This is a genomic window from Mesorhizobium sp. M0751 (assembly GCF_040320265.1).
In the GTDB taxonomy this organism is placed as follows: Bacteria; Pseudomonadota; Alphaproteobacteria; order Rhizobiales; family Rhizobiaceae; genus Mesorhizobium.
Genome location: NZ_JAMYPH010000001.1, coordinates 66,440 through 86,715 on the forward strand (window position 1 = coordinate 66,440; position 20,276 = coordinate 86,715).

General features: G+C 63.0%; 19 protein-coding genes and 1 tRNA gene. 10 read left to right on the plus strand and 10 right to left on the minus strand.

The annotated features are described in order from the left end of the window. Positions 1 to 8: 8 nt before the first annotated feature. The 4 genes from NKI19_RS00295 to NKI19_RS00310 form a co-directional block, all read right to left on the minus strand. A complete protein-coding gene (locus NKI19_RS00295) occupies positions 9 to 671 on the minus strand; it encodes an aminotransferase class IV family protein (protein ID WP_352488752.1) in 663 nt (220 codons plus the stop codon). Next, positions 620 to 1,771: an aminodeoxychorismate synthase component I gene (locus NKI19_RS00300; protein WP_352488754.1), complete on the minus strand. Its 1,152-nt coding sequence runs from the start codon at positions 1,769 to 1,771 to the stop codon at positions 620 to 622. The genes NKI19_RS00295 and NKI19_RS00300 overlap by 52 nt, the downstream gene beginning before the upstream one ends. 157 nt (positions 1,772 to 1,928) lie before the next feature. Next, entirely contained in the window at positions 1,929 to 2,759 is an 831-nt protein-coding gene (locus tag NKI19_RS00305; protein WP_352488755.1) for a helix-hairpin-helix domain-containing protein, read from the minus strand. Between the two features lie 408 nt (positions 2,760 to 3,167). Further along, a complete protein-coding gene (locus NKI19_RS00310) occupies positions 3,168 to 5,003 on the minus strand; it encodes a M3 family oligoendopeptidase (protein ID WP_352488756.1) in 1,836 nt (611 codons plus the stop codon). A gap of 152 nt (positions 5,004 to 5,155) precedes the next feature. Between NKI19_RS00310 and NKI19_RS00315 the strand changes: the two genes are divergently transcribed. The 3 genes from NKI19_RS00315 (at position 5,156) to NKI19_RS00325 (ending at position 9,142) form a co-directional block, all read left to right on the plus strand. Next, positions 5,156 to 6,733, plus strand: a complete 1,578-nt coding sequence (locus NKI19_RS00315) for a sigma-54-dependent transcriptional regulator (protein WP_352488757.1) — start codon at positions 5,156 to 5,158, stop codon at positions 6,731 to 6,733. Between the two features lie 360 nt (positions 6,734 to 7,093). After that, complete coding sequence (gene mepK / locus NKI19_RS00320; RefSeq protein ID WP_352564902.1) at positions 7,094 to 8,962, plus strand: peptidoglycan L,D-endopeptidase MepK; 1,869 nt, start codon at positions 7,094 to 7,096, stop codon at positions 8,960 to 8,962. Between the two features lie 106 nt (positions 8,963 to 9,068). Further along, positions 9,069 to 9,142, plus strand: a tRNA-Gln gene (locus NKI19_RS00325). Positions 9,143 to 9,392: 250 nt separating this feature from the next. Here the strand turns inward: NKI19_RS00325 and NKI19_RS00330 are convergent. From NKI19_RS00330 to NKI19_RS00340, 3 genes are all read right to left on the minus strand, one after another. Continuing rightward, positions 9,393 to 9,617, minus strand: coding sequence for an HAD family hydrolase (locus NKI19_RS00330; protein WP_352488759.1), 225 nt, complete (start codon positions 9,615 to 9,617; stop codon positions 9,393 to 9,395). A 1,030-nt stretch (positions 9,618 to 10,647) separates the two neighbouring features. Further along, the gene (locus NKI19_RS00335; protein ID WP_352488760.1) at positions 10,648 to 11,196 is read right to left on the minus strand and encodes a hypothetical protein; all 549 of its coding nucleotides are present in this window, start codon (positions 11,194 to 11,196) and stop codon (positions 10,648 to 10,650) included. 245 nt (positions 11,197 to 11,441) lie between these two features. Then, entirely contained in the window at positions 11,442 to 12,080 is a 639-nt protein-coding gene (locus NKI19_RS00340; protein WP_352564904.1) for a 2-dehydro-3-deoxy-phosphogluconate aldolase, read from the minus strand. A gap of 170 nt (positions 12,081 to 12,250) precedes the next feature. Between NKI19_RS00340 and trhO the strand changes: the two genes are divergently transcribed. Continuing rightward, complete coding sequence (gene trhO / locus NKI19_RS00345; RefSeq protein ID WP_473599496.1) at positions 12,251 to 13,171, plus strand: oxygen-dependent tRNA uridine(34) hydroxylase TrhO; 921 nt, start codon at positions 12,251 to 12,253, stop codon at positions 13,169 to 13,171. A gap of 21 nt (positions 13,172 to 13,192) precedes the next feature. Here the strand turns inward: trhO and NKI19_RS00350 are convergent, their stop codons facing one another. Further along, a complete protein-coding gene (locus NKI19_RS00350) occupies positions 13,193 to 13,552 on the minus strand; it encodes a YybH family protein (protein ID WP_352564908.1) in 360 nt (119 codons plus the stop codon). 276 nt (positions 13,553 to 13,828) lie between these two features. On the opposite strand from NKI19_RS00350, the gene NKI19_RS00355 reads away from it, so the two are divergent. Both NKI19_RS00355 and NKI19_RS00360 read left to right on the plus strand, forming a co-directional pair. Next, positions 13,829 to 14,581, plus strand: coding sequence for a tellurite resistance TerB family protein (locus tag NKI19_RS00355; protein WP_352564910.1), 753 nt, complete (start codon positions 13,829 to 13,831; stop codon positions 14,579 to 14,581). A gap of 212 nt (positions 14,582 to 14,793) precedes the next feature. After that, positions 14,794 to 15,549, plus strand: a complete 756-nt coding sequence (locus NKI19_RS00360) for an SDR family oxidoreductase (protein WP_352564912.1) — start codon at positions 14,794 to 14,796, stop codon at positions 15,547 to 15,549. 23 nt (positions 15,550 to 15,572) lie between these two features. On the opposite strand, the gene NKI19_RS00365 is transcribed toward NKI19_RS00360, so the two are convergent. Together NKI19_RS00365 and NKI19_RS00370 are read right to left on the minus strand one after the other, a co-directional pair. Then, positions 15,573 to 15,953 (minus strand): YciI family protein, encoded by a 381-nt coding sequence (locus NKI19_RS00365; protein ID WP_352564914.1) that lies wholly within the window; start codon positions 15,951 to 15,953, stop codon positions 15,573 to 15,575. 22 nt (positions 15,954 to 15,975) lie between these two features. Further along, positions 15,976 to 17,160 (minus strand): pyridoxal phosphate-dependent aminotransferase, encoded by a 1,185-nt coding sequence (locus NKI19_RS00370; protein ID WP_352564916.1) that lies wholly within the window; start codon positions 17,158 to 17,160, stop codon positions 15,976 to 15,978. Between the two features lie 83 nt (positions 17,161 to 17,243). On the opposite strand from NKI19_RS00370, the gene NKI19_RS00375 reads away from it, so the two are divergent. From NKI19_RS00375 to denD, 4 genes are all read left to right on the plus strand, one after another. Beyond that, positions 17,244 to 17,930, plus strand: a complete 687-nt coding sequence (locus NKI19_RS00375; protein ID WP_352564918.1) for a GNAT family N-acetyltransferase — start codon at positions 17,244 to 17,246, stop codon at positions 17,928 to 17,930. 114 nt (positions 17,931 to 18,044) lie between these two features. After that, on the plus strand, positions 18,045 to 19,028 hold the full coding sequence (locus NKI19_RS00380) for a cation diffusion facilitator family transporter (RefSeq protein ID WP_352564920.1): 984 nt from the start codon (positions 18,045 to 18,047) through the stop codon (positions 19,026 to 19,028). Between the two features lie 62 nt (positions 19,029 to 19,090). After that, on the plus strand, positions 19,091 to 19,297 hold the full coding sequence (locus tag NKI19_RS00385; RefSeq protein WP_352448198.1) for a hypothetical protein: 207 nt from the start codon (positions 19,091 to 19,093) through the stop codon (positions 19,295 to 19,297). A gap of 1 nt (position 19,298) precedes the next feature. After that, on the plus strand, positions 19,299 to 20,276 hold the full coding sequence (denD, locus tag NKI19_RS00390) for a D-erythronate dehydrogenase (protein ID WP_352564922.1): 978 nt from the start codon (positions 19,299 to 19,301) through the stop codon (positions 20,274 to 20,276).

Below are 20,276 nucleotides of genomic sequence, written 5' to 3' on the forward strand. Positions count from 1 at the left end.
CCGATGCTTCAGCCCAGCCGCGCCGGGATCAATCCGCGCAGCGAGTTGCCGACGAACAGCGCCTTGGCCGATTTCAGTTCGTTCCACGTGTAGACCGCTTCACCGGCACGGCCTTGATCCAGCAGTTCACCGCGCAGGACGCCAGGCAGCAGGCCGCAATCGAGCCGCGGCGTGGCCAGCACGCCGTCGCCGAGATCGGCAAAGACGTTAGTGATCGTGCCCTCGCAGATTTCGCCGCGCTCATTGGCGAGCAGCACCTCGTCGGCCCGGCTGGCAAGATATTCGGCGCGGGCGCGCGTAAAGGTTTGTCGGCGGCTGGTCTTGTGACGCAGCAGCGTGTTGCTCGAATCAAGCCGCACCCGTGCCAGCTGCAGTGTCCAGACCTTGTCTGCGGCAAGCGGCTCGTAGGGCTGCACCGAAACCGCAACCTCGCCATTGCGTGACAGGACGAGGCGTGTGCGCAACGCGATCTGTTGGTGACCATCCGCATTCATCAGCGCTTCGCCGACCCTTTGCGGATCGCAGGCGAAGCCGAGTTCGTTTGCCGAGCCGTAAAGCCGCGCGAGATGGCGGTCGAAACGGAGGAAACCCGAGCCAGGTTCCCAGCGCATTGTTTCGATCAGTTCGAAATCGGCAGTGTTCCCGTCGCGAAACGGGCTTTCAGCAGACACTCCTGGTACTCCTCTTCGGCCGTCGAATCGAAGACGACGCCACCGCCGACATTGTAGACCGCCTCGCCATTGGCAAAGAGCGAGATGGTGCGGATCGCCACGGAAAAGCGCATCCGGCCGCCGGGCGCGATCCAGCCTATGGCGCCGCAATATACATCGCGCGGGCCAGTTTCCAGCTCACGCAGGATCTCCATGGCGCGGATCTTCGGCGCGCCGGTGATCGAACCGCAGGGGAACAGCGCGGCGAAAATCTGGCGGATTGCGAGGCCGGGCAAAAGTTTTGCCCGCACGCGGCTCACCATCTGGTGGACGGTCGGGTAGCTCTCGATGCGGAAAAGCTCCGGCACATCGAGCGTGCCAACCTCGCTGATCAGTGAGATGTCGTTGCGCAGGAGATCGACAATCATCCGGTTCTCGGCCTGGTTCTTCTCGTCGTTGCGCAAGAACGCTTTCAGGCGGTCGTCTTCGGCTTTTGTTGCCCCGCGCGGCGCGGTGCCCTTCATCGGATGCGTCTCGATCATGCCTTCCGCGTCGACGTCGAAGAACAGTTCGGGCGAACGCGACAAGACGATCGGATCGCCGAACGCGATCAGCGCCCCGTACTTCACCGGCTGGCGTTCGGTCAGCGCGTTGAAGGCGACCAGCGGATCGCCCGACCATTGCGCATGGACCGGAAAGGTCAGGTTGCCCTGATAGCAGTCGCCCTTGCGGATGTGGTCATGCAGCCTGGCAAAGCGTTTGGCGTAGTCGTCCGAAGACCAGGCCGCCTTGGCGTCGAAGATCGGGCCGTTGCTAGCCGGCAGATCGCCCGGCGCGACCGTCTCTTCGACCGGCGCGTTGAACACGCCGACGCAGAAAAGCGGGGCGCGGCGGCCGGCCGGCAGCAGCGGAACGAGCTTGGGTTCGAGCAGGTAACCGGCCTCGTAGGAGAAATAGCCGGCCAGCCATTTGCCGCCGTCATGTGCGGCCTGCACTGCTTCCAGGGCCGGCAAAAAGTCCGCCTCGCAATGCGCTGCGATTATCTCGGCCGGCCGGTCGAAAACGAGCTGACGCGCGGTCTCGTCGTTCCGGAAGATTGCAAAGGGCAGGGGCAGGGACATAAGGCTCGGATGCTGCGGTCACCAGCGATCGATCTATATGGGGGCTCGACCGTGCGCAATCGAGGGAACGGCGTCTCAAGACGCAAAGGCGCGGCGGCAAAAAACAAAAGCGGCGCCAGAGGGCGCCGCCTTGTTCCAGATGCCGTCTTGCCATGGATCAGGTATTGCTGGCTTCTCCCGCGGTCGGGAAGCGGCGCGCAAATTCCTTCTCGTCACCGGCGGCAAGCAGTTTCGCCTGCTCGATCCAGCGTTCACGTTCGATGCGGCCGTCGAAATTCAACGTCGCCTCGATCCGCTTGACATCGTCGGGTGTCCAGGCGGCGATCTGGGCATAGGTCGTGACCCCAAGCCCTTTGAGCAGCCGCTCGTTGGTCGGGCCGATGCCGATCAGGCGACGCAGATCGTTGGCTTTGCCTGGGGCAGTGGCTGTTGCCTTGCCGCTCGCGGCTTTCTTTGCAGCTGGCGGGGCCTTGCTCGCCGCCGACGCGGTCTTGCTTGCCGCTGGCGCAGCCTTGCTTGCCGCCGGCGCGCTCCGGGGCGCGGCGCTCGCTTTCGATGCAGGCGGTTTCGGCGTTGCCGTTTTCGCGGCACTTGCGCGTGGCGCGGTCACGGCCTTTGCCGTCGGAGATTTCTTCGGCGCCGGTTTGGCTGGTGCGGATGTCGACATCAGGGTTGACGGCGCCTGCATCGCCGCCTTGGTCGCGCCGGCCTTGGCGGCTGGCGCCTTGGCTGTTGCCGCCTTCGCGGTTGGCGCCTGGGTGGGTTTCGCCTCGCCCAGCCGGCGTTCGAGATCGGCGCGGGCGCGGCCGCATGCATCCAACTCACCGGTCAGACGGTCGCTATCGGCCCGCAATCTGTCACGTTCGCTGCGCGTGCGATCGAGATCGCCGCGCAAACTGTCGAGTTCGCCACGCAGGCGTCCCCAAATGAACCAGCCAACCAACACACCTACCAAGAACGCCAGGAGCATGTAGAAAAAAGTGCCCATTGTCTTTCTCTCTCCAGTCCGATCCGTCCGCCCTGGCCTGTGGAGCCATGACCTCGGCGAAGGACCATTCGATGGTGATTCCGCAATTTGCAGAACAGCCGGCTTCGATCGAGCTGTCGGCGACCGGTTTGCCCCTGGCCAACAACCGTTGTCGCATCCGCCGACACGCCATGACCGGTCGGGAGTTTCCGACGGGATCCATTCGTGCCCGGCCGAGCTTGAGGGCGGACGCTATCATACAGCTTACGGGAATCTAACGGAAAACTTCCATGGAAAGTTATTTAAGAACAAATATCCAAGACAAGAATAGAATCGTCGCCAATATGCATTGCAGCTAAACTGTTCTGGAAAACCCGGTCACCCGGTGTTGCGCATCACCCAGTGTTGCGCATCACCCAATGTTGCGCATCAATTGTCCAGTGCTTCCAGCTCGTCGATCAGTCCGCTGATCACGCCAAGCCCGATCTGCCAGAAGGCAGGGTCGGCCGCGTCGAGGCCGAACGGCGCCAGAAGCTCGGAATGATGCTTGGTGCCGCCGGCGCGCAGCATGGCAAAATATTTCTCCTGAAAGCCGCGCTCGGCGTTCTGGTAGACCGCGTAGAGCGAGTTCACCAGGCAATCGCCGAATGCATAGGCATAGACGTAGAAAGGCGAGTGGATGAAGTGCGGGATATAGGTCCAGAAAACCTCGTACCCGTCGCGCAGCTTGATCGCCGGCCCGAGGCTTTCGGCCTGCACTTCCAGCCAGAACTGGCCGAGTTTGTCGGAGGTCAATTCGCCGCTCTTGCGCTCGGCATGCACCTTGCGCTCGAACTCGTAGAAGGCGATCTGGCGCACGACCGTGTTGATCATGTCCTCGACCTTCTGGGCGAGCATGGCCTTGCGTTCGCGCTTGTCGGTGGTCTGCTCGAGCAGCGAGCGGAAGGTCAGCATCTCACCGAATACCGATGCGGTTTCGGCCAGCGTCAGCGGCGTCGACGCCATCAAGGCGCCCTGGCCGCCGGCCAGCACCTGGTGCACGCCGTGGCCGAGCTCGTGCGCCAGCGTCATCACGTCGCGCGGCTTGCCCATATAGTTGAGCAGCACATAGGGATGCGCCGAAGGCACGGTCGGATGGGCGAAGGCACCAGGCGACTTGCCGGGTCTCACCGGTGCATCGATCCAGTTGCGGTCGAAGAAAGTTCTGGCGATCTCCGCCATGTCGGGTGAAAATTGCTGGTAGGCGGAAAGGACGGTGTTCTTGGCCTCGTCCCAGCCGATGACCGCCTGCGGGGTCTCCGGCAGGGGCGCATTGCGGTCCCAATGGTTCATCACCTCCATGCCGAGCCAGCGCGCCTTCATCGCATAATAGCGATGCGACAGGCGCGGATAGGCGTCGCGAACCGCGGCGGCGAGTGCATCCACCACGCTGCGTTCGACGCGGTTGGCGAGATGGCGGGAATCGGCAATGTCCTCGAAGCCGCGCCAGCGGTCGGAGATCTCCTTGTCCTTGGCCAGCGTGTTGGTGACCAGCGTAAAGACGCGCAAATTCTTGCGGAAGGTCGTGGCCAGCGCCTCGGACGCCCGGCGGCGCACCTCGCCATCGGCGTCCTGCAGACGATTGAGTGCCGGCTCCAGCGTCAGCTCCTCGCCGTCGACGTCGAAGCGCAAATCGGTCATCGTCTCGTCGAACAGGCGGTTCCAGGCCCCGCGCCCGGTGATCGACTTTTCGTGGAAGAGCTGCTCGATGCGGTCTTCGAGCTGATAGGGCTTGTCCTTGCGCAAATCGAGCACCCAGGGCCGGTAATGGGCGAAGGCCGGATCGGCGGCGAGTGAGGTTTCGATCGCGCCATCGTCGATGAGGTTCAGCTCGAGCGCGAAAAACAGCAGGTGCGCGCTGGCATCGGTCATCTTTTCCTGGGTGTCGCCATAGAGCTTGGCGCGCTGCGGATCCGACGTGTTGCCGGCATAGACAAGGCCTGCATAGGAGACGATGCGGCCGATCAGCTCCTCCAGCGCTTCATAGGCCTGAAGCGCCTCGCCCAGTCTGCCGGCGCTGCCACGCCCGGCCTCGGCGGCGAGCGTGCCTTTCCAACGGCTCTCGAAGGCGATGGCATCGGCGGCGGCCTTGGCGATGTCGCGCTTCAGCTCGGGCGCTTCCATGCCCGAATAGAGATCGGCCAGATTCCATTCCGGCAGGTCGCCAAGCTCCGCTACGCCCTGACCGGGCGCCGCCGCCAGCTTTCGAGCAAAAACCATGCGCATTGCCGATCCTTCCAGACACAAAAATTCGAGGAAACGAGAAGCCGGTCAAATGCTAAGGAATTCATTCACCGGGTTTTTTGAAAGCTTATTTAGAACCCTGTGCCAAGATGATCCATAGGGCGCATTCTCGGGCGGGCACGGTCGGATCAGTCATGGCAGCTTCCATACTCATAGTCGATGACGATCCCGTGCAGCGCAGGCTGCTCGAGGCGGCGGTGACGAAATTCGGCCACACCGCGATCGTCGCCGATGGCGGTGAGGCCGGTCTCGATCTCGTCGACGGACCCAATGCGCGCGACGTGTCGGTGGTCATCCTCGACCTGATGATGCCCGGGCTCGACGGCATCGGCGTGCTGAAGGCGATGCGCGAGCGCGGCATCCACATTCCGGTCATCGTGCAGACCGCGCAGGGCGGCATCGAAACCGTCGTTTCGGCAATGCGTCACGGCGCCTTCGACTTCGTCGTCAAGCCGGCCTCTCCCGACAGGCTGCAGGCGTCGATCGGCAACGCCCTCAAGGTCGAGGCGCTCGAAGGCGAAGTGAAGCGCTCGTCACGGCAGCGCGGCGGCCATCTGACGTTCAAGGACATGATCACTCAAAGTCCGGCAATGGATCGGGTGATCCGGCTCGGCCGCAAGGCGGCGGGCTCCAACATTCCGATCCTGATCGAAGGTGAATCCGGCGTCGGCAAGGAACTGGTGGCGCGCGCCATCCAGGGCAGCGGCGACCGCCGCTCGAAACCCTTCGTCACCGTCAATTGCGGCGCCATCCCCGACAATCTGGTCGAATCGATCCTGTTCGGACACGAGAAGGGCTCGTTCACCGGCGCCACCGAAAAACATACCGGCAAGTTCGTCGAAGCGCACACCGGCACGCTGTTCCTTGACGAAATCGGCGACCTGCCGCTCGATGTGCAGGTCAAGCTGCTGCGCGCCGTGCAGGACGGCGAAGTCGATCCGGTTGGCGGGCGCTCGACCGTCAGGGTCGACATCAGGCTGATATCGGCAACCCATCGCAACCTGCTGCAGCAGGTCAAGGACGGCAAGTTCCGCGAGGACCTGTTCTACCGGCTGAACGTCTATCCGATCTTCGTGCCGCCACTGCGCGACCGTCGCGACGACATCCCCTATCTGGTCGAGCACTTCATGGAGAAGGTGGCGCCCACCGATCCGCGCCACCGTCTGCGAGGCATCTCGGCTGCGGCGCTTGCCATGCTGCAGGCCTATGACTGGCCGGGCAACATAAGGCAGCTCGAAAACGCCATCTTCCGGGCTTCGGTGCTTGCCGACGGCGACATGCTGACCGAAGAAGAATTCCCGCAGATCCGGGCGCAGGTCGAGGGCACGGTCAATCTCGATTCGGGTATCGCCTTGGCAGATTCAGGGGGGCCAGCTTCAAGGGGGCCAGCTCCAGGGTGGCCAGCTTCCGGCTTGGCTTCGGGCAGCCAGCCGCGCGACAACTTGCCGGCCGCCGGCGGCATAGCAACCGCCGATCCCGACGCGCCGGCCAGGCCTCGCTTCGGCACGCTGCGGGCGCTCGACGAGCGCGGCAATGTGCGTGCTCTGGCCGACGTCGAACTCGAAATGATCAAGCTCGCCATCGACCACTACAACGGCCAGATGAGCGAAGTCGCCCGCCGCCTCGGCATCGGCCGGTCGACGCTCTACCGCAAGCTCAAGGAATATGGCATCGACCCGGAAACCGGCCGCGTCGAACGGCTCGCTTCCTGAGTCACAGGGCCAAGCCGGTTCTCATCCGGGCATCCATTCGAAGCAAGCACGCCTCGAAACGAGGTATCCGCCGCAGTGTTCACGTATTAAGGCGGGCGGTAACAGATCGTGTTTCGGTCTGGCGCCAAAACATGATCTAAACCAGCGGTTTACCAAGATATCCTGCGCAATATTTTTGGCGGGATATCGCCACCGTGTTACCGCATTTCGGCTTCAATAAGCGATGATTAACCATTAGGATCGATATTCGGATGCATACACCACGCATCCGTTTGGTCAAATCCGGGGACAAAACGGCAGCCTGCAAGGCCTTTTGATTTGAACAGAATCGAACGACACAAAAACGGGCGGCATTATCACATGAGCGTCTGGCCGAGATGGCTGGCAGCGGTGATTGTTGCCGCCGGGTTCCTTGCAGCGGCGGCAACCGGCGCCAGTGCCGAGACACGTTCGCTGAAGCTCTATCATCTCCACACGCATGAAAAGGCGGAGATCGTCTACAAGCGCAATGGCCGCTACGACCAGGCGGGCTTGCGAAAGATCAACATCATCCTGCGCGACTGGCGTCGCAACGAGCCGACCAAGATGGATCCGCGCCTGCTGGACTTGGTCTGGGAGGCGTATCGGGAGAGCGGCGCCACCGATTACATTCAGGTCGTCTGCGGCTATCGTTCGCCGGCCACGAATTCGATGCTGCGCAGCCGCAGCAGGGGCGTCGCCGAGAAGAGCCAGCACATGCTCGGCAGGGCGATGGATTTCTACATTCCCGGCGTCCCGCTGAAGAAGCTGCGCGACATCGGCCTCAGGATGCAGGGCGGCGGCGTCGGCTACTATCCCAGCTCCGGCTCGCCCTTCGTGCATATGGATGTCGGCAATGTGCGCCACTGGCCCGGCATCAGCCGCCAGGAACTGGCGCGCGTATTCCCCAACGGCAAGACGCTGCATGTACCGAGCGACGGCAAGCCGCTGCCTGGTTATCAACAGGCGCTCGCCTCCTATAAGGCCCGCAAGGGCGCCGGCGCGCCGGCCATCGAACTGGCCAGCGCAAGCGGCGGTGCAAAAAAATCCCGCGGGTTCCTGGCAGCCTTCTTCGGCGGCGGCGACGACGAGGCGGACGACAGCGCCGATGTGGCGATGGCCGAGCCAGCGCCAAAGCCCCGTAACGTGAAGCCGGCGCCGTCCGCCAAGAGCGGCAACCTGCCTGGCATTGCCATCGTGGCGCCTCAGGATGCCAAGCGCGCCGAGATTCCGGAAGTCGCCGATGCTCCGGCGCCTGCGCCAGAACCGGAGAATGACACACCGGAGACGATCATCGCGGCATTGCCGGCGCGCAGCATTCCGCTGCCGGATTTTGCTCCGCGCCCGAAGACGGACGTCGGCGCCCGGCCGCCTGAAAACGTTCCGTTCGGCGTGGCGGATGCGGCTGGATCGACCGAACAGGCGGTGGCGACCGCGCAAGCGTCGGCAAGCGTGGCGCCGGCAAGCGTGGCACCTGAAAACGTTCCGTTCGGCGTGGCAGACCCGTCTGCCGCGGCCGGCCCGGTGCAGGTCGCGGCCAACACCATTCCGGTGCCGAGCTGGCGGCCCGATCATTCGCTGCCGGCCGATCTTTCGCAGGCGGGTCTTGCGCCGCAGGACAAGCAAGTGTTGCTGGCGCTGGCGAGTGCGGCCGAGCGGAGCAACACCGCCACCGACGCATTCTCCGTATTGCCGTCGGCGCGGCCAGACAGTTCGCAGCCCGACGAGGTCAAGGCCGTTCTGGAACGGGTCAGCGCGACCGACGAATACAAGGTCGCGTCGCTTTCCGAGCAAGCATCGGTGTTTGAGGAACCGGCGAACGACGACGGCGCATCGAGCGACGGGGCATCGCCGCGCGAGGCCATCGTTGCCCGCCCGGCAGGCTCCGATCCGGCTGCCGTCATCGGTGCAGGCGTGAAGACCACACGCAAGGAACCCAGGGCCACCGCCCGCGACCTGAAGCCCGGCCCCAAGCCGGTGGTGGTCGCCGCCGCGCCGCAGGCCGCCCGGTGGGCGCTGCACAGCGGTGAGTATGTCGCAACCGTTTCAGATGCGACAACGGCGCCGCGCTACGCCTACGACTTCGTCCGTATGGCACCGAGCGAGGTCTATACCGTGGGCTTCCAGCCGGGCAACGAAATGGCCGACGCCAACCGGTTCACCGGCAAGGCCGTCAAGTTCATGTCGGTGGCCCGCTTCAAGACAGAGTAGGCCGCGCCCGGCAAATATGGTAAAGGCCGCGCTGGGCACCTCGCGCGGCCTCCACCGCCGGCACTGGCTTCCTTCGTCCCGGGATGCTAACCACTGGTCGGCATTCTCCCGCTTCGTCTAATGGTAGGACAGCGCCCTTTGAAGGCGTGAATCGTGGTTCGAGCCCATGAGCGGGAACCAGAAATTGTTAGTAACATCAAATACTTATTTTGATCATGAGTTTGACCTTCTGGATCTAACATAACATTGGCTTAATATGGATGCCGCTCAGCGTAGGCGATAACACCGGTTCCACCACGTCAGGCCATGTACCGCATGATCGAGGTCGGCAACCGCATCGTCGACGAACTGGGCGATATGCGCCGAGAGGTCGGCGATCTCGCCAAGGAAATCGCGAGGGCGAAGTAAGGGGCGCCACCACGAAAAGCCGTCAATCACCCCGCCTTTCGAGGGCGATCTTCGATCCTTCGACCAAGTCGGTGACATAATCGCAAAGCTCTTTCAAATCCGCGCTACCGTTTTCCATCCGGTGCTTGAGGAGTTCGAGCGAATGCAGCTTCTTTGCAAAGGCGAAGCGCTGCTCGCTCACTTCGGAGCACACCCGCTTGATCGGATTCGCTGCATCGACTTTGGCGAGCCATTTCGGATCGCTCAAATCGCGGGTCCATACATCTCTGGCTTTAAAGACAAGGACTGCATCTATGGGCCCTACCGACCCTAAACCTGACCGCCGCCTTCACCAGAGAACGCCTGTTCTGAAGGACGCGACCATAACCACTGGGCGTCGGGACATGGACATAAGCTGCTCGGTCTGCAATCAGCATGAGAGAGGCGCCGAACTGCGGGTCGCTGCTGATGCCTTGGTCCCGGATCGTTTTGTGCTGTTCATCCCTGAGGACGGAGCCACCTATCAGGCGGTGGTCCGGTGGCGGAAGAACGATCGCCTTGGTGTGCAACTGTACGGCTCGGGAGTGGCAATTCGGCCTTGATCAAGGCGCGCCGTCAATTCGCCCCGCGGGTTAATCTCTCGACCGTTTCGATGATCGCCTTTGCAAGCGCCTCGCCCTCATTCACCGGCAACGGTCCATAGAGCAACTTTGACCACCCGTCCATGCATGTCATTCGGCCGGCGATCGTTAAGGGCTGATCCTGCGATAACCGTCCCCATCATTCCGCCATCGCTCGGTCCCTGTGGCGTTCGTTATGTCGGCCCACTGGCCGGATCGCCGGAACTCAGCTTTCACCTCTCGGCCCCTTATGCGAATGGCAGCGAGTGAATTGCCGCCGCTCAATGGAAGCATGGCATACGAGACTGCATCTCCGTCAGGGATGCAGTTCATGCCTGGTTTTTCGACGATTGTCCCAACAGTAAAACCGGTGCTGGGATCTCGTAGATTTTTGAGTGTGCTCCATCGTACCCTTACCTTGTTGCCGGTGACAGCGGCGATGCATCGGTATTCGGTGCTCGAGTAGATAAATGTGCGCGCATCTTGCCGATCGAGAAAGGTATTAACACCGATCCAGATCAACCCGCTAAGCCATAGGAAAGCAAAGATCACAATCGCACGATGATCGGACTGCACGGGCGACGAGGTCACAGCGGGCATGTCAGCCTCGGCCGACCAGCTCTCATCATGGCGCACGGGATAGCCATGTGCGCCTCGACCTTGACGTTTTCCTTTGTGTCATGGCGGCGCCACTGGTGCCTTGATGTCCGTCCGATAGGACCAGCCTATTTTTATCTCTACAACCTGTACGGGATCAACGCTCACGCAATCCGATTTCCGGTTCCTGTATTCTGGAATCTCAAGCCAGATCGTGCAGCGATAAAATCGCGGGTCATACTCGGGGTTATGTTTCCTATAGGAGATAACTACCGTGTTGACACCATCCAGCACCTCTTCGCGCAACCGGTGACAATCCCCACGGCGGACATTGTCAACGATACTGTACGGCGTGCTGCGCCAAGGCCCGTAAGGTGCCCTCCGCTTGTACGCGATGCCATTTTCAACGATCATCTCTTCATGCTGCCTCACCTCGCGTTTGTGGGGCATCTTGACCACGAGGCTCCACGTCCCCTGAAAGGCGAGCATCCTGGCCAGCGCTTCGTTAGCCGCAGCCATGGGGTAACATGCCTCTTCAATTTGCTGATCGTTGCGTAAATCCGCATAAGACGCCGAAGGCAAAAACGCCGCGCTGGCGGCGAGGGCGATGAGTCGAGTCAAAAGGCTCATTATCGTTGAAGGCGTGTCTTGTCTGGGGCCATGAGAGGGAATCTCCGATTGAATTAGATCATCCCTGAGGTCTTAAAGGAAGCGCTCGCCGTCTGCGCGGTGCTCGAAACAGAACCAGTGCGACGGCTGCCTCGGCTTGGCGAATCCCCATCCTGCATCCTTGCCGCAACCGGGATGCCATGAGCGGAACCAGCCGGCAAATCACATCGGCAGCAGGCCAGATTTGCGGGCCTACACGCGGAAGGCTAGCGCCCGAGCTTGCTTGCGGCGCGCGCCAAGGCTTCGATCTCGTCCCATTTGCCGGCCTTGACCAGATCGTCCGGCGCCACCCAGGAACCGCCGACGCAGATGACGTTGGGCAGGCTGAGATAGTCGGCGGCATTCTTGCCGGTGATACCGCCGGTCGGGCAGAATTTCACGTCGGCAAGCGGCGAGGCGAAGGCCTTGAGCGAGGCAATGCCGCCCGACTGTTCGGCCGGGAAGAATTTCAGAAAACGCAGGCCGGCTTCGCGAGCGGCCATGACCTCGCCCGGCGTGATGGCGCCAGGCAGCAACGGCACATCGCTGTCCTTGGCTGCCGCGAGAAGCTCGCGGGTGATGCCGGGGCTGACGATGAACTTCGAACCGGCGGCCGCCGCCTCGCCAAACTGGCGGGCGTCCAGGATGGTGCCGGCGCCAACGACCGCGTCTTCAATCTCGCCCGCCACCCGGCGGATCGCCTCCAGCGCGTCGGCGGTGCGCAGCGTGATTTCGATCGCCGGCAGGCCGCCGCGGGCCAGCGCGCGGGCCAGCGGCACCGCGTCGGCAACATTGTTGATCTTCAGCACCGGTATGACCGGCTGGCCGTTGAGGAGCGACAGGAGCTTTTCGGTCGTGCTGGGCATTCGTCGTCTCTCCTCTGTTGATCAAGTCGACCGGTTAGCAGAAGGCGGTTTTTCTGTCCACGAAACGCGGCGTGTCGCGATGTCACGCGTGGTGTTCGAAACGCACCCGCGGTCAGACCGCTCCCGGCTCTGCCTTGATCCGGCTGTCGTGAGCGTTTAGTGGCTTGGTGATGACACTGCCCAGCCAAGCCTTCCGCGTTGCCGCGCTTTACCGCTTCGCCCGGCTCGACACCTTCGAGGCGCTGCGCGCGCCGCTCGCCGCCTTCTGCTGCGCACGCGGCATCAAGGGCACGCTGCTGTTGGCGCGTGAGGGCATCAACGGCACGGTCGCCGGCAGTGAAGCGGCAATCGCCGCGCTCGTCGATCATCTCGAATCCATCGACGGTCTCGCCAGCCTCGAGATCAAATACAGCAACGCCGCAACGATGCCGTTCCACCGCATGAAGGTGCGGTTGAAGCGCGAGATCGTCACCATGGGCGTGGACAATATCGATCCGGCGGCAGGTGCAGGCACCTATGTTGCGCCGGCCGACTGGAACGCACTGATCTCGGATACAGACACCATCTTCATCGACACGCGCAACGCCTACGAGGTGTCGCTCGGCACCTTCAAGGGCGCTGTCGATCCCGCCACCACCAGCTTCCGCGAATTCCCGGCCTGGGTCGAGCAGCATCGGCATGAGCTCGAGGGGCGCAAGGTCGCGATGTTCTGCACCGGCGGCATACGCTGCGAGAAGGCGACGGCCTATGTGAAGTCGCTCGGCTTCGAGGATGTGTTCCACCTCAAGGGCGGCATTCTGAAATATCTCGAGGACGTGCCCGCCGAACAGAGCCTGTGGCAAGGCGAATGCTTCGTCTTCGACGAGCGCGTTTCGGTGTCGCAGGGGCTGCTCGAAGGCGAGGCCGAACTCTGCCGCGCCTGCCGGCATCCGCTGGCGGCAGAAGACCGGCTGTCGCCGAAATATGCTACTGGCGTTTCATGCCCGCATTGCTTCGAAGCCCGCTCGGATGAAGATCGCGCCCGCTATGCCGAGCGCCAGCGACAGGTCGAGCTGGCGCAAGCCCGCGGCGATCGCCACATCGGAAGTTAGCTCACGTGAAGCAACTTCACGTCAGGCAACAGAGAAGCGATCGATGACCCACAGCCATGTCCCGTCGTTCTGCAGGCGTGCGACCTCGGTGGTGATCGTGCCGTCGGGAAGCTGGGTCGAGGTGAGCGCCAGGTCGCCATTGATGACGGCCGGACGCTGATCTCCGGACAGAAATTTTCGGCCGGTTGCGGTGATCTCCGCGAACAGCGCCCGGATGGCTTCGCGGCCGAACGTCAGCTGTCCGCCACCGCTGTCGATGACTGCGTGCGGCTCAAAAAGCGCCGCCATGCCGTCAATGTCTCCGACCCATTGCCGTGAAATCAGCAGGCGCTCCAGCTCCTGGGGATCGCGTGCCGGCTGGCGGTCTGTCTCATCGCTCATGCCAGGCTCCTCTCAAACGACATGCCGCGACATTAGTCGAAGTCGAGGGCGGTTTCGACCCATCCAATGTCCACAGCCTCGCGTGTTTTTTGGGCGCGGAAGGAGGCTGCAGCACTTTGATTTCGCGTGAAATCCCAGCAGATGTCGGTGCGAAGTCATGCGTGGCTTCGGGCAAAAGGATGCACCCCGTCATTGTAATGTCAAACTGCGGGACCTAGGTCTTCGACGTGCAAACCTGCCCGGGCACCTTCGGCCGGGCCAATTCTGGAGGCATAGATGTTCGATCCCAAGAAGCTCCTCGACGATCTGCTCGGCTCGCAAGTTCCCGGCACCGGATCGACAGTCCGCGACAAGGCCGGACAGGCGGTGCAGATGGCCAAGGACAATCCGCTTGCCGCCGGTGCGCTGGCCGCGGTGCTGCTCGGAACCGGCCCAGGCCGCCAGGTCACTGGTGCTGCGGTGAAGCTTGGCGGGTTGGCTGCGATCGGCGGCCTCGCCTACAAGGCTTACCAGAACTACAAGAACGGCAACGCGCCGGCCGAGACGCAAGCTGCCGGCGAACCGGAATTGCTGCCGCCGCCGGCCGATACCGCCTTCCATCCGTCACAAGCGCCGCAAGGCGAAGACGAATTCACGCTGACGCTGGTCAGGGCGATGATCTCGGCGGCGAAGGCCGACGGTCACGTCGATGACGAAGAGCGGCAGAAGATCGCCGGCAAGCTCAGCCTCGCCGGCGTCGGCGCCGAAGCGGAGAAATTCCTGATGGCGGAACTGGAGGCGCCGCTCGATCTGGACGTGCTGATCGCCGGGGCCAAGACCGATGCGCAAAAGCTGGAACTCTACACCGCCTCGCGTCTTGCCATCGATCCGGACACGCGGGCCGAACGCGGCTATCTCGACCTGCTTGCCGGCCGTCTCGGCCTGCCGGATGCGCTGGTCGACCATGTCGAGGCGACGGTGACGGCGGCGAAGGTGCCGGCAGCAGCCACGGGCGAGGCAGCCAAGCCGGCCGTCAATTCGCGCTGGTAGAAGCGGACTGCGACATAGCCGTCCGACGTTAGCTTCTCGTTAATCGAGAAAGCGCATGATTTTAGACAGTCGGATCGGCGTTTCTCCTCCCAAGCCCGGTTCGGATCAGGGGCGGTCGCCAATGGCCGCCCTTTTTGTGAGCACAGGCTTTGGGCCGGCTTGCCATGGTTCCCGTCATTTGCGATGGCTCATTCCTTTCAGGGAGTACAGCCATGACCGACTATAAAACCGCCATCGTCACCGGCGCCGGCACGGGCATCGGCAAAAGCGTCGCCACGGCGCTGCTCAAGGCCGGCTGGAACACGGTCTTCTGCGGCCGCCGCAAGCCGGTGCTGGACGAGGCGATCGCCGCGGCCGGGCCGACGCAGGCCAAGGCATTGGCTTTCGCTTGCGACATCAGCAAGGCCGATCAGGTCGACGATCTGTTCGAGACGGTGGCTGCGGCTTTCGGGCGCGTCGACCTGCTCTTCAACAATGCCGGCACGAGCTACAAATCGACATTGATCGACGACATCCCGGTCGAAGTGTGGAACGAAATCGTCGGGGTCAATCTCACCGGCTCGTTCCTGTGTGCTCGCGCCGCATTCGGCGCCATGCGCAGGCAGCAGCCGATGGGCGGCCGCATCATCAATAACGGCTCGGTATCGGCCTATGCGCCACGGCCGGGCTCGGTGCCCTATACGGCGACCAAGCACGCCATCACCGGGCTGACCAAGACGCTGGCGCTGGACGGCAGGCCCTTCGACATTGCTTGCGGCCAGATCGACATCGGCAACGCGCTGACCGACATGGCGCAAGCGATGACGGTCGGCGTGCCGCAGGCCAACGGCACCATTGCCGCCGAAGCGGTGATGGATGTCGAGCGCGTCGCCGATGCCGTCCTCCATATGGCCAGTCTGCCGCTCGACGCCAACGTGCTGTTCATGACCGTGATGGCGACGAAGATGCCGTTTGTCGGGCGAGGCTAAGTTAGTCTCAACCGGGTCCTAAATCAGGGCCGCGTGACCGGAAGCGGCACGCCGGGAAGATAGAGCGAAATCGGACGGATTTCGTAGACCGCGGTCGGATTGACGCGGCGAAGATCGCGCGCAATGTCGATGGCGGCGTCACGGTTGGCGCAGTCGACGACATAGAGCCCCAGCAATTGTTCCTTGGTCTCGGCGAAGGGGCCGTCGATAACCATTCCGGTGCCTGGCCCGCGCAAGGTACAGGCGTCTTGTGTCCCGCCGAGCCGGGCCGCCGGCCCAAGGGTGCCTTGCCGGTAGAGCCGATCGTTGATCTGGAGAAGATCGGTCATCAGCGCCGCATCCTGCTCAGGCGTCAGTGCCGTAATCGCTTCTTCTTCGTGATAGGCAAGAATGGCATAGAACATATGGCGTCTCCTTTCGTCGTCCTCACTTGGCCAGGAACGCCTCGATCCGCTCCAGCGCGCGCAGGATGTTCTCCTCGGAATTGGCGTAGGACAGCCTGACATAGCCTTCGCCGAGAATGCCGAAATCGGGGCCGCCGATCAGCGCCACGCCGGCATCCTCGAGCAGCGCCGAGGCGAGCTTCTTGGCCTTCCAGCCGGTTTTGGAAACATTGGGGAAAGCATAGAAAGCGCCTTTCGGCGTGATGCAGGAAACGCCAGGCAAGGCATTCAGCCCTTCGACCACGACCTTTCTGCGGCGGTCGAAGGCGCGCATCATCCTGTCGACGTCGTCCTGCGGGCCGTCGATGGCAGCTATGCCGGCATACTGGCTCGGTGCGTTGACGCAGGACCAGCAATTGACCGCCAGCTTGCGCACCTTGTCGTAGAGATGCGCGCCCTTGTCGCCGTTCGGCCAGATCGACCAGCCCATGCGCCAGCCGGTCATCGCCCAGGTCTTCGACCAGCCGTTGAGGACGATCAGCCGGTCACGGATTTCGGGGAAGGCGAGCAGCGAGCAATGCGTCTCGCCATCATAGGTCATCACATCGTAGATCTCGTCGGAGAGGATGGCGACGTCCGGGTGCGCTTGCAGCCCCCTGACCAGCTTTTCGATCTCGTCGCGGGGGGTGACGCCGCCGGTCGGATTGGCGGGCGAGTTGAGGATCAGCAGCCTGGTCTTCGGGGTGATCAGCGCCAGTGTCTCCTCGGCGGAAAAGGCGAAGCCGTTCTCCTCGCGCATCGGCACCGGGATGGGGGCAGCACCGGTGAACTCGATCATCGAGCGGTAGATCGGAAAGCCGGGGTCGGGATAGAGAATTTCGGCACCCGGCTCGCCGAACATCAGGATGGCCGCGAACATGGTCGGCTTGCCGCCGGGCAGGATCATCACCGCTTCCGGCGAGATTTCGACGCCGGTGGTGGCCAGCGTGCGGCGTACCACCGCTTCTCGCGTCGCCAGCAGGCCATTGGCCGGCGTGTAGCCATGATGGCCGTCGCGCAGCGCCTTGATCGCAGCCTCGACGATATGCTGCGGCGTCTTGAAGTCGGGCTGGCCGATGCCCAGATTGACGATGTCGCGGCCCTGATGGGCCAATGATGTCGCCCGCGCGAGCACCGCGAACGCATTTTCCTCGCCGAGGCGGTCGAAGGCCGAAATCGTGTGGAGCATTTTTCCCGTCCGTGTGGTTCTTTCAGCGAGCGTGCGTTTTTGTGAGCGTCCGCCCGCAAAAGTCAAACAGATTGGAGTTTTCGGTGTCGGAAAATCTCAAGAATTGGCAGCCGCGCCCGCGGCCGGAACGCAAGGTGCTGGAGGGGCGCACTGTCAGGCTGGAGCCGCTCAACGCCGAAAAGCACGGCGACGGCCTGTTCGAGGCCTCGTCGGTGGCCGACGCCGACGGCCGCTTCGCCTGGTTGCCGGACTATCCGCCGCAAACCCGCGCCGCCTTCCAGCTATGGCTGGACAAGGCCGAGGCCAGTGAGGACCCGCTGTTCTTTACCGTCATCGACAAGGCCAGCGGCAAGGTCGCCGGGCGGCAGACGCTGATGCGCATCGACGCCGCTTACGGTGTCATCGAGATCGGCAACATCTATTGGGGGCCGCGGATCTCGCGCAAGCCGGCGGCGACCGAAGCGCAATTCCTGTTCATGAAATATGTCTTCGACGAGCTTGGCTACCGCCGCTACGAATGGAAATGCAACAATCGCAACGAGCCGTCGAAGCGCGCTGCGGAACGTTTCGGCTTCAAGTTCGAGGGCATTTTCCGTCAGCATCTTGTGGTCAAGGGCGAAAACCGCGATACCGCGTGGTATTCGATCATCGACAAAGAATGGCCTGATCTGCGCAGAGCCTATGAGGCGTGGCTCGATCCGGCTAACTTCGACAGCGATGGCCAGCAGAAGCGGCGGCTCGAGGATTTTCGCGCCGAGTTCGGCGCCTGACCATGATCCCGAAAAGTGGACGCCGGTTTTCGGATAAGATCATGGTCAAACAAGAAGATAGAGCTTCCATCCCGGTTCTGCCGGGATGGATCAGGCTCTAGCAGGGGCTCATAGATGGCGCATACCCACGACCACGCTTCGCAAGGCCACGACCACAGCCACGGCGCTGGGCATGTGCATGGCTCGACCGACAAGAAGCGCGTGCTGATCGCTGCCTGCCTGACCGCCGGCTTCATGGTTGCGGAGACGCTGGGCGCCATCTTCACCGGCTCACTGGCGCTGCTGGCGGATGCCGGCCATATGCTTGCCGACTGCGTCGCGCTCGGCCTTGCCTGGTATGCCTTTCATCTTGCAAGCCGGCCGGCCACCGTGCGCCTCACCTATGGCTTCGGCCGGGTCAAGACGCTGGTCGCCTACACCAACGGCATCGCCATCTTCGTCATCGCGCTGTGGATCGTCTACGAGGCTTTGGGCCGCTTGCAAGCGCCGGTTCCGGTGCTCGGCGGGCCGATGCTGGTCGTGGCGATCGCCGGCCTGCTGGTCAATCTCGGCTCGTTCTACGTGCTGCATGGCGGCGACCGCGGCAGCCTGAACATGCGCGGCGCCATCCTGCACGTGCTCGGCGACCTGCTCGGCTCGGCAGCGGCGATCGTCGCGGCGCTGGTGATCCTGGCGACGGGCTGGACGCCCATCGATCCGATCCTGTCGATCCTGGTCTCGCTGCTGATCCTGTCCACGGCCTGGTCACTGATGCGCGAGGCAGCTCACGTCCTGCTCGAGGGCGTGCCGGCAAGCCTCGACCGCGACCTGATCGCGAGGGATATCGAAGACTCGGTCAAGGGCGTGCGCGAGGTGCATCACATGCATGTCTGGTCGCTCGACGGCTCCAGCAACATGGCAACATTGCATGCCTGCCTCAATGACGGCGTCGATGCGCATATGGCGGTCAGCGCGATCAAGAAGCGGCTTGCGCAGGAGCATGGCATAGCCCATGCCACGGTCGAACCGGAATTCGGCCGATGTGCAGACAGCCATGAGCATGATGACGAGCACGAGCATGCGCATGACACGGCACCGCACCGCGGCCATTATCACTGACTTCGGGAGTTCCTGGTATTGGCAACGATCGACATGAAATCCTGCCACCTTCGGACCACGTGATGGACCGCGACACCCGCAATGCGGCGATCGGCGCCGCCTGGGTTTTGCTGCTGTTCGGCATCGCAGCCTATTACCTTCCAACCGTGATGCTGGCGGTCGGCAAGGTCTCGACGGTGCTTGCCGGCGTCGTCGCGGCGATCTTCATGGTGGCAATCTTCGTCGTGTTCTGGCTGCGTAGCCGCAGCCAGCGCAAGAAAGGAAAATGACATGCGCATTCTGATTACAGGCGCGGCAGGCATGGTCGGCCGCAAGCTCATCGCCCGCCTGGCCAAGGACGGGACGCTCGGCGGCCGCAAGATCGCCGCGCTCGACCTTCACGACATTGTGCCGCCGCAGGCGCCGGTCCTCGAAGGCGTCGACATCAGCGTCCACACCGGTGACCTTGCCGCGCCGGGGGCGACGGCAAATCTGGTCGCGTCGCGACCCGACGTGATCTTCCATCTCGCCGGCGTGGTGTCGGGTGAGGCGGAGGCCAATTTCGATCTCGGCTATCGCGTCAATCTCGATGGTACAAGGGCGCTGTTCGATGCCATCCGGCTGGCGGCATTTGCGCCGCGTCTCGTCTTCACCTCGTCAATCGCCGTGTTCGGCGCGCCGTTTCCCGACATCATTCCGGACGAGTTCCACCCGACGCCGCTGACCTCCTACGGCACGCAGAAGCTGATCGGCGAGGCGCTGCTTGCCGACTATACGCGCCGCGGTTTCTTCGACGGCATCGGCATCAGGCTGCCGACCATCTGCGTCAGGCCGGGAAAGCCGAATAAGGCGGCCTCAGGTTTCTTCTCCGGCATCATCCGCGAGCCGCTGAGCGGCCATGAAGCGATCCTGCCGGTGCCGCGCTCGGTCGTCCACACACACGCCAGCCCGCGTTCGGCGGTGAATTTCCTGATCCATGCGGCTCAGATCGACGGCAGCGCCGTTGGCCCGCGCCGCAACCTGACGATGCCGGGCGTCGCCGTCAGCGTCGGCGAGCAGATCGAAGCGCTGGAACGCGTTGGCGGCGCCAAGGCGGTGAAACTGATCCGCGAGGAGCCCGACGAGACGATCTGGGCGATCGTCAAGGGCTGGCCGACACGCTTCGAGGCGCGGCGCTCGAGGGAGCTTGGCTTCGCCGCCGAAACGAGCTTCGACGAAATCATCCGCGTCCATATCGAGGACGAGTTGGGGGGCAATATCCCTAGTTAA

What these genes read in the sequence shown, in the direction of transcription:
- NKI19_RS00380 (WP_352564920.1), top strand. Translation starts at nt 18,045, where the DNA reads ATGGCGCATACCCACGACCACGCTTCGCAAGGCCACGACCACAGCCAC.
- NKI19_RS00315 (WP_352488757.1), top strand. Translation starts at nt 5,156, where the DNA reads ATGGCAGCTTCCATACTCATAGTCGATGACGATCCCGTGCAGCGCAGG.
- NKI19_RS00355 (WP_352564910.1), top strand. Translation starts at nt 13,829, where the DNA reads ATGTTCGATCCCAAGAAGCTCCTCGACGATCTGCTCGGCTCGCAAGTT.
- NKI19_RS00305 (WP_352488755.1), bottom strand. Translation starts at nt 2,759, where the DNA reads ATGGGCACTTTTTTCTACATGCTCCTGGCGTTCTTGGTAGGTGTGTTG.
- NKI19_RS00360 (WP_352564912.1), top strand. Translation starts at nt 14,794, where the DNA reads ATGACCGACTATAAAACCGCCATCGTCACCGGCGCCGGCACGGGCATC.
- NKI19_RS00365 (WP_352564914.1), bottom strand. Translation starts at nt 15,953, where the DNA reads ATGTTCTATGCCATTCTTGCCTATCACGAAGAAGAAGCGATTACGGCA.
- NKI19_RS00340 (WP_352564904.1), bottom strand. Translation starts at nt 12,080, where the DNA reads ATGCCCAGCACGACCGAAAAGCTCCTGTCGCTCCTCAACGGCCAGCCG.
- trhO (WP_473599496.1), top strand. Translation starts at nt 12,251, where the DNA reads ATGACACTGCCCAGCCAAGCCTTCCGCGTTGCCGCGCTTTACCGCTTC.
- mepK (WP_352564902.1), top strand. Translation starts at nt 7,094, where the DNA reads ATGAGCGTCTGGCCGAGATGGCTGGCAGCGGTGATTGTTGCCGCCGGG.
- NKI19_RS00350 (WP_352564908.1), bottom strand. Translation starts at nt 13,552, where the DNA reads ATGAGCGATGAGACAGACCGCCAGCCGGCACGCGATCCCCAGGAGCTG.
- NKI19_RS00370 (WP_352564916.1), bottom strand. Translation starts at nt 17,160, where the DNA reads ATGCTCCACACGATTTCGGCCTTCGACCGCCTCGGCGAGGAAAATGCG.
- NKI19_RS00335 (WP_352488760.1), bottom strand. Translation starts at nt 11,196, where the DNA reads ATGAGCCTTTTGACTCGACTCATCGCCCTCGCCGCCAGCGCGGCGTTT.
- NKI19_RS00300 (WP_352488754.1), bottom strand. Translation starts at nt 1,771, where the DNA reads ATGTCCCTGCCCCTGCCCTTTGCAATCTTCCGGAACGACGAGACCGCG.
- NKI19_RS00385 (WP_352448198.1), top strand. Translation starts at nt 19,091, where the DNA reads ATGGACCGCGACACCCGCAATGCGGCGATCGGCGCCGCCTGGGTTTTG.
- NKI19_RS00310 (WP_352488756.1), bottom strand. Translation starts at nt 5,003, where the DNA reads ATGCGCATGGTTTTTGCTCGAAAGCTGGCGGCGGCGCCCGGTCAGGGC.
- denD (WP_352564922.1), top strand. Translation starts at nt 19,299, where the DNA reads ATGCGCATTCTGATTACAGGCGCGGCAGGCATGGTCGGCCGCAAGCTC.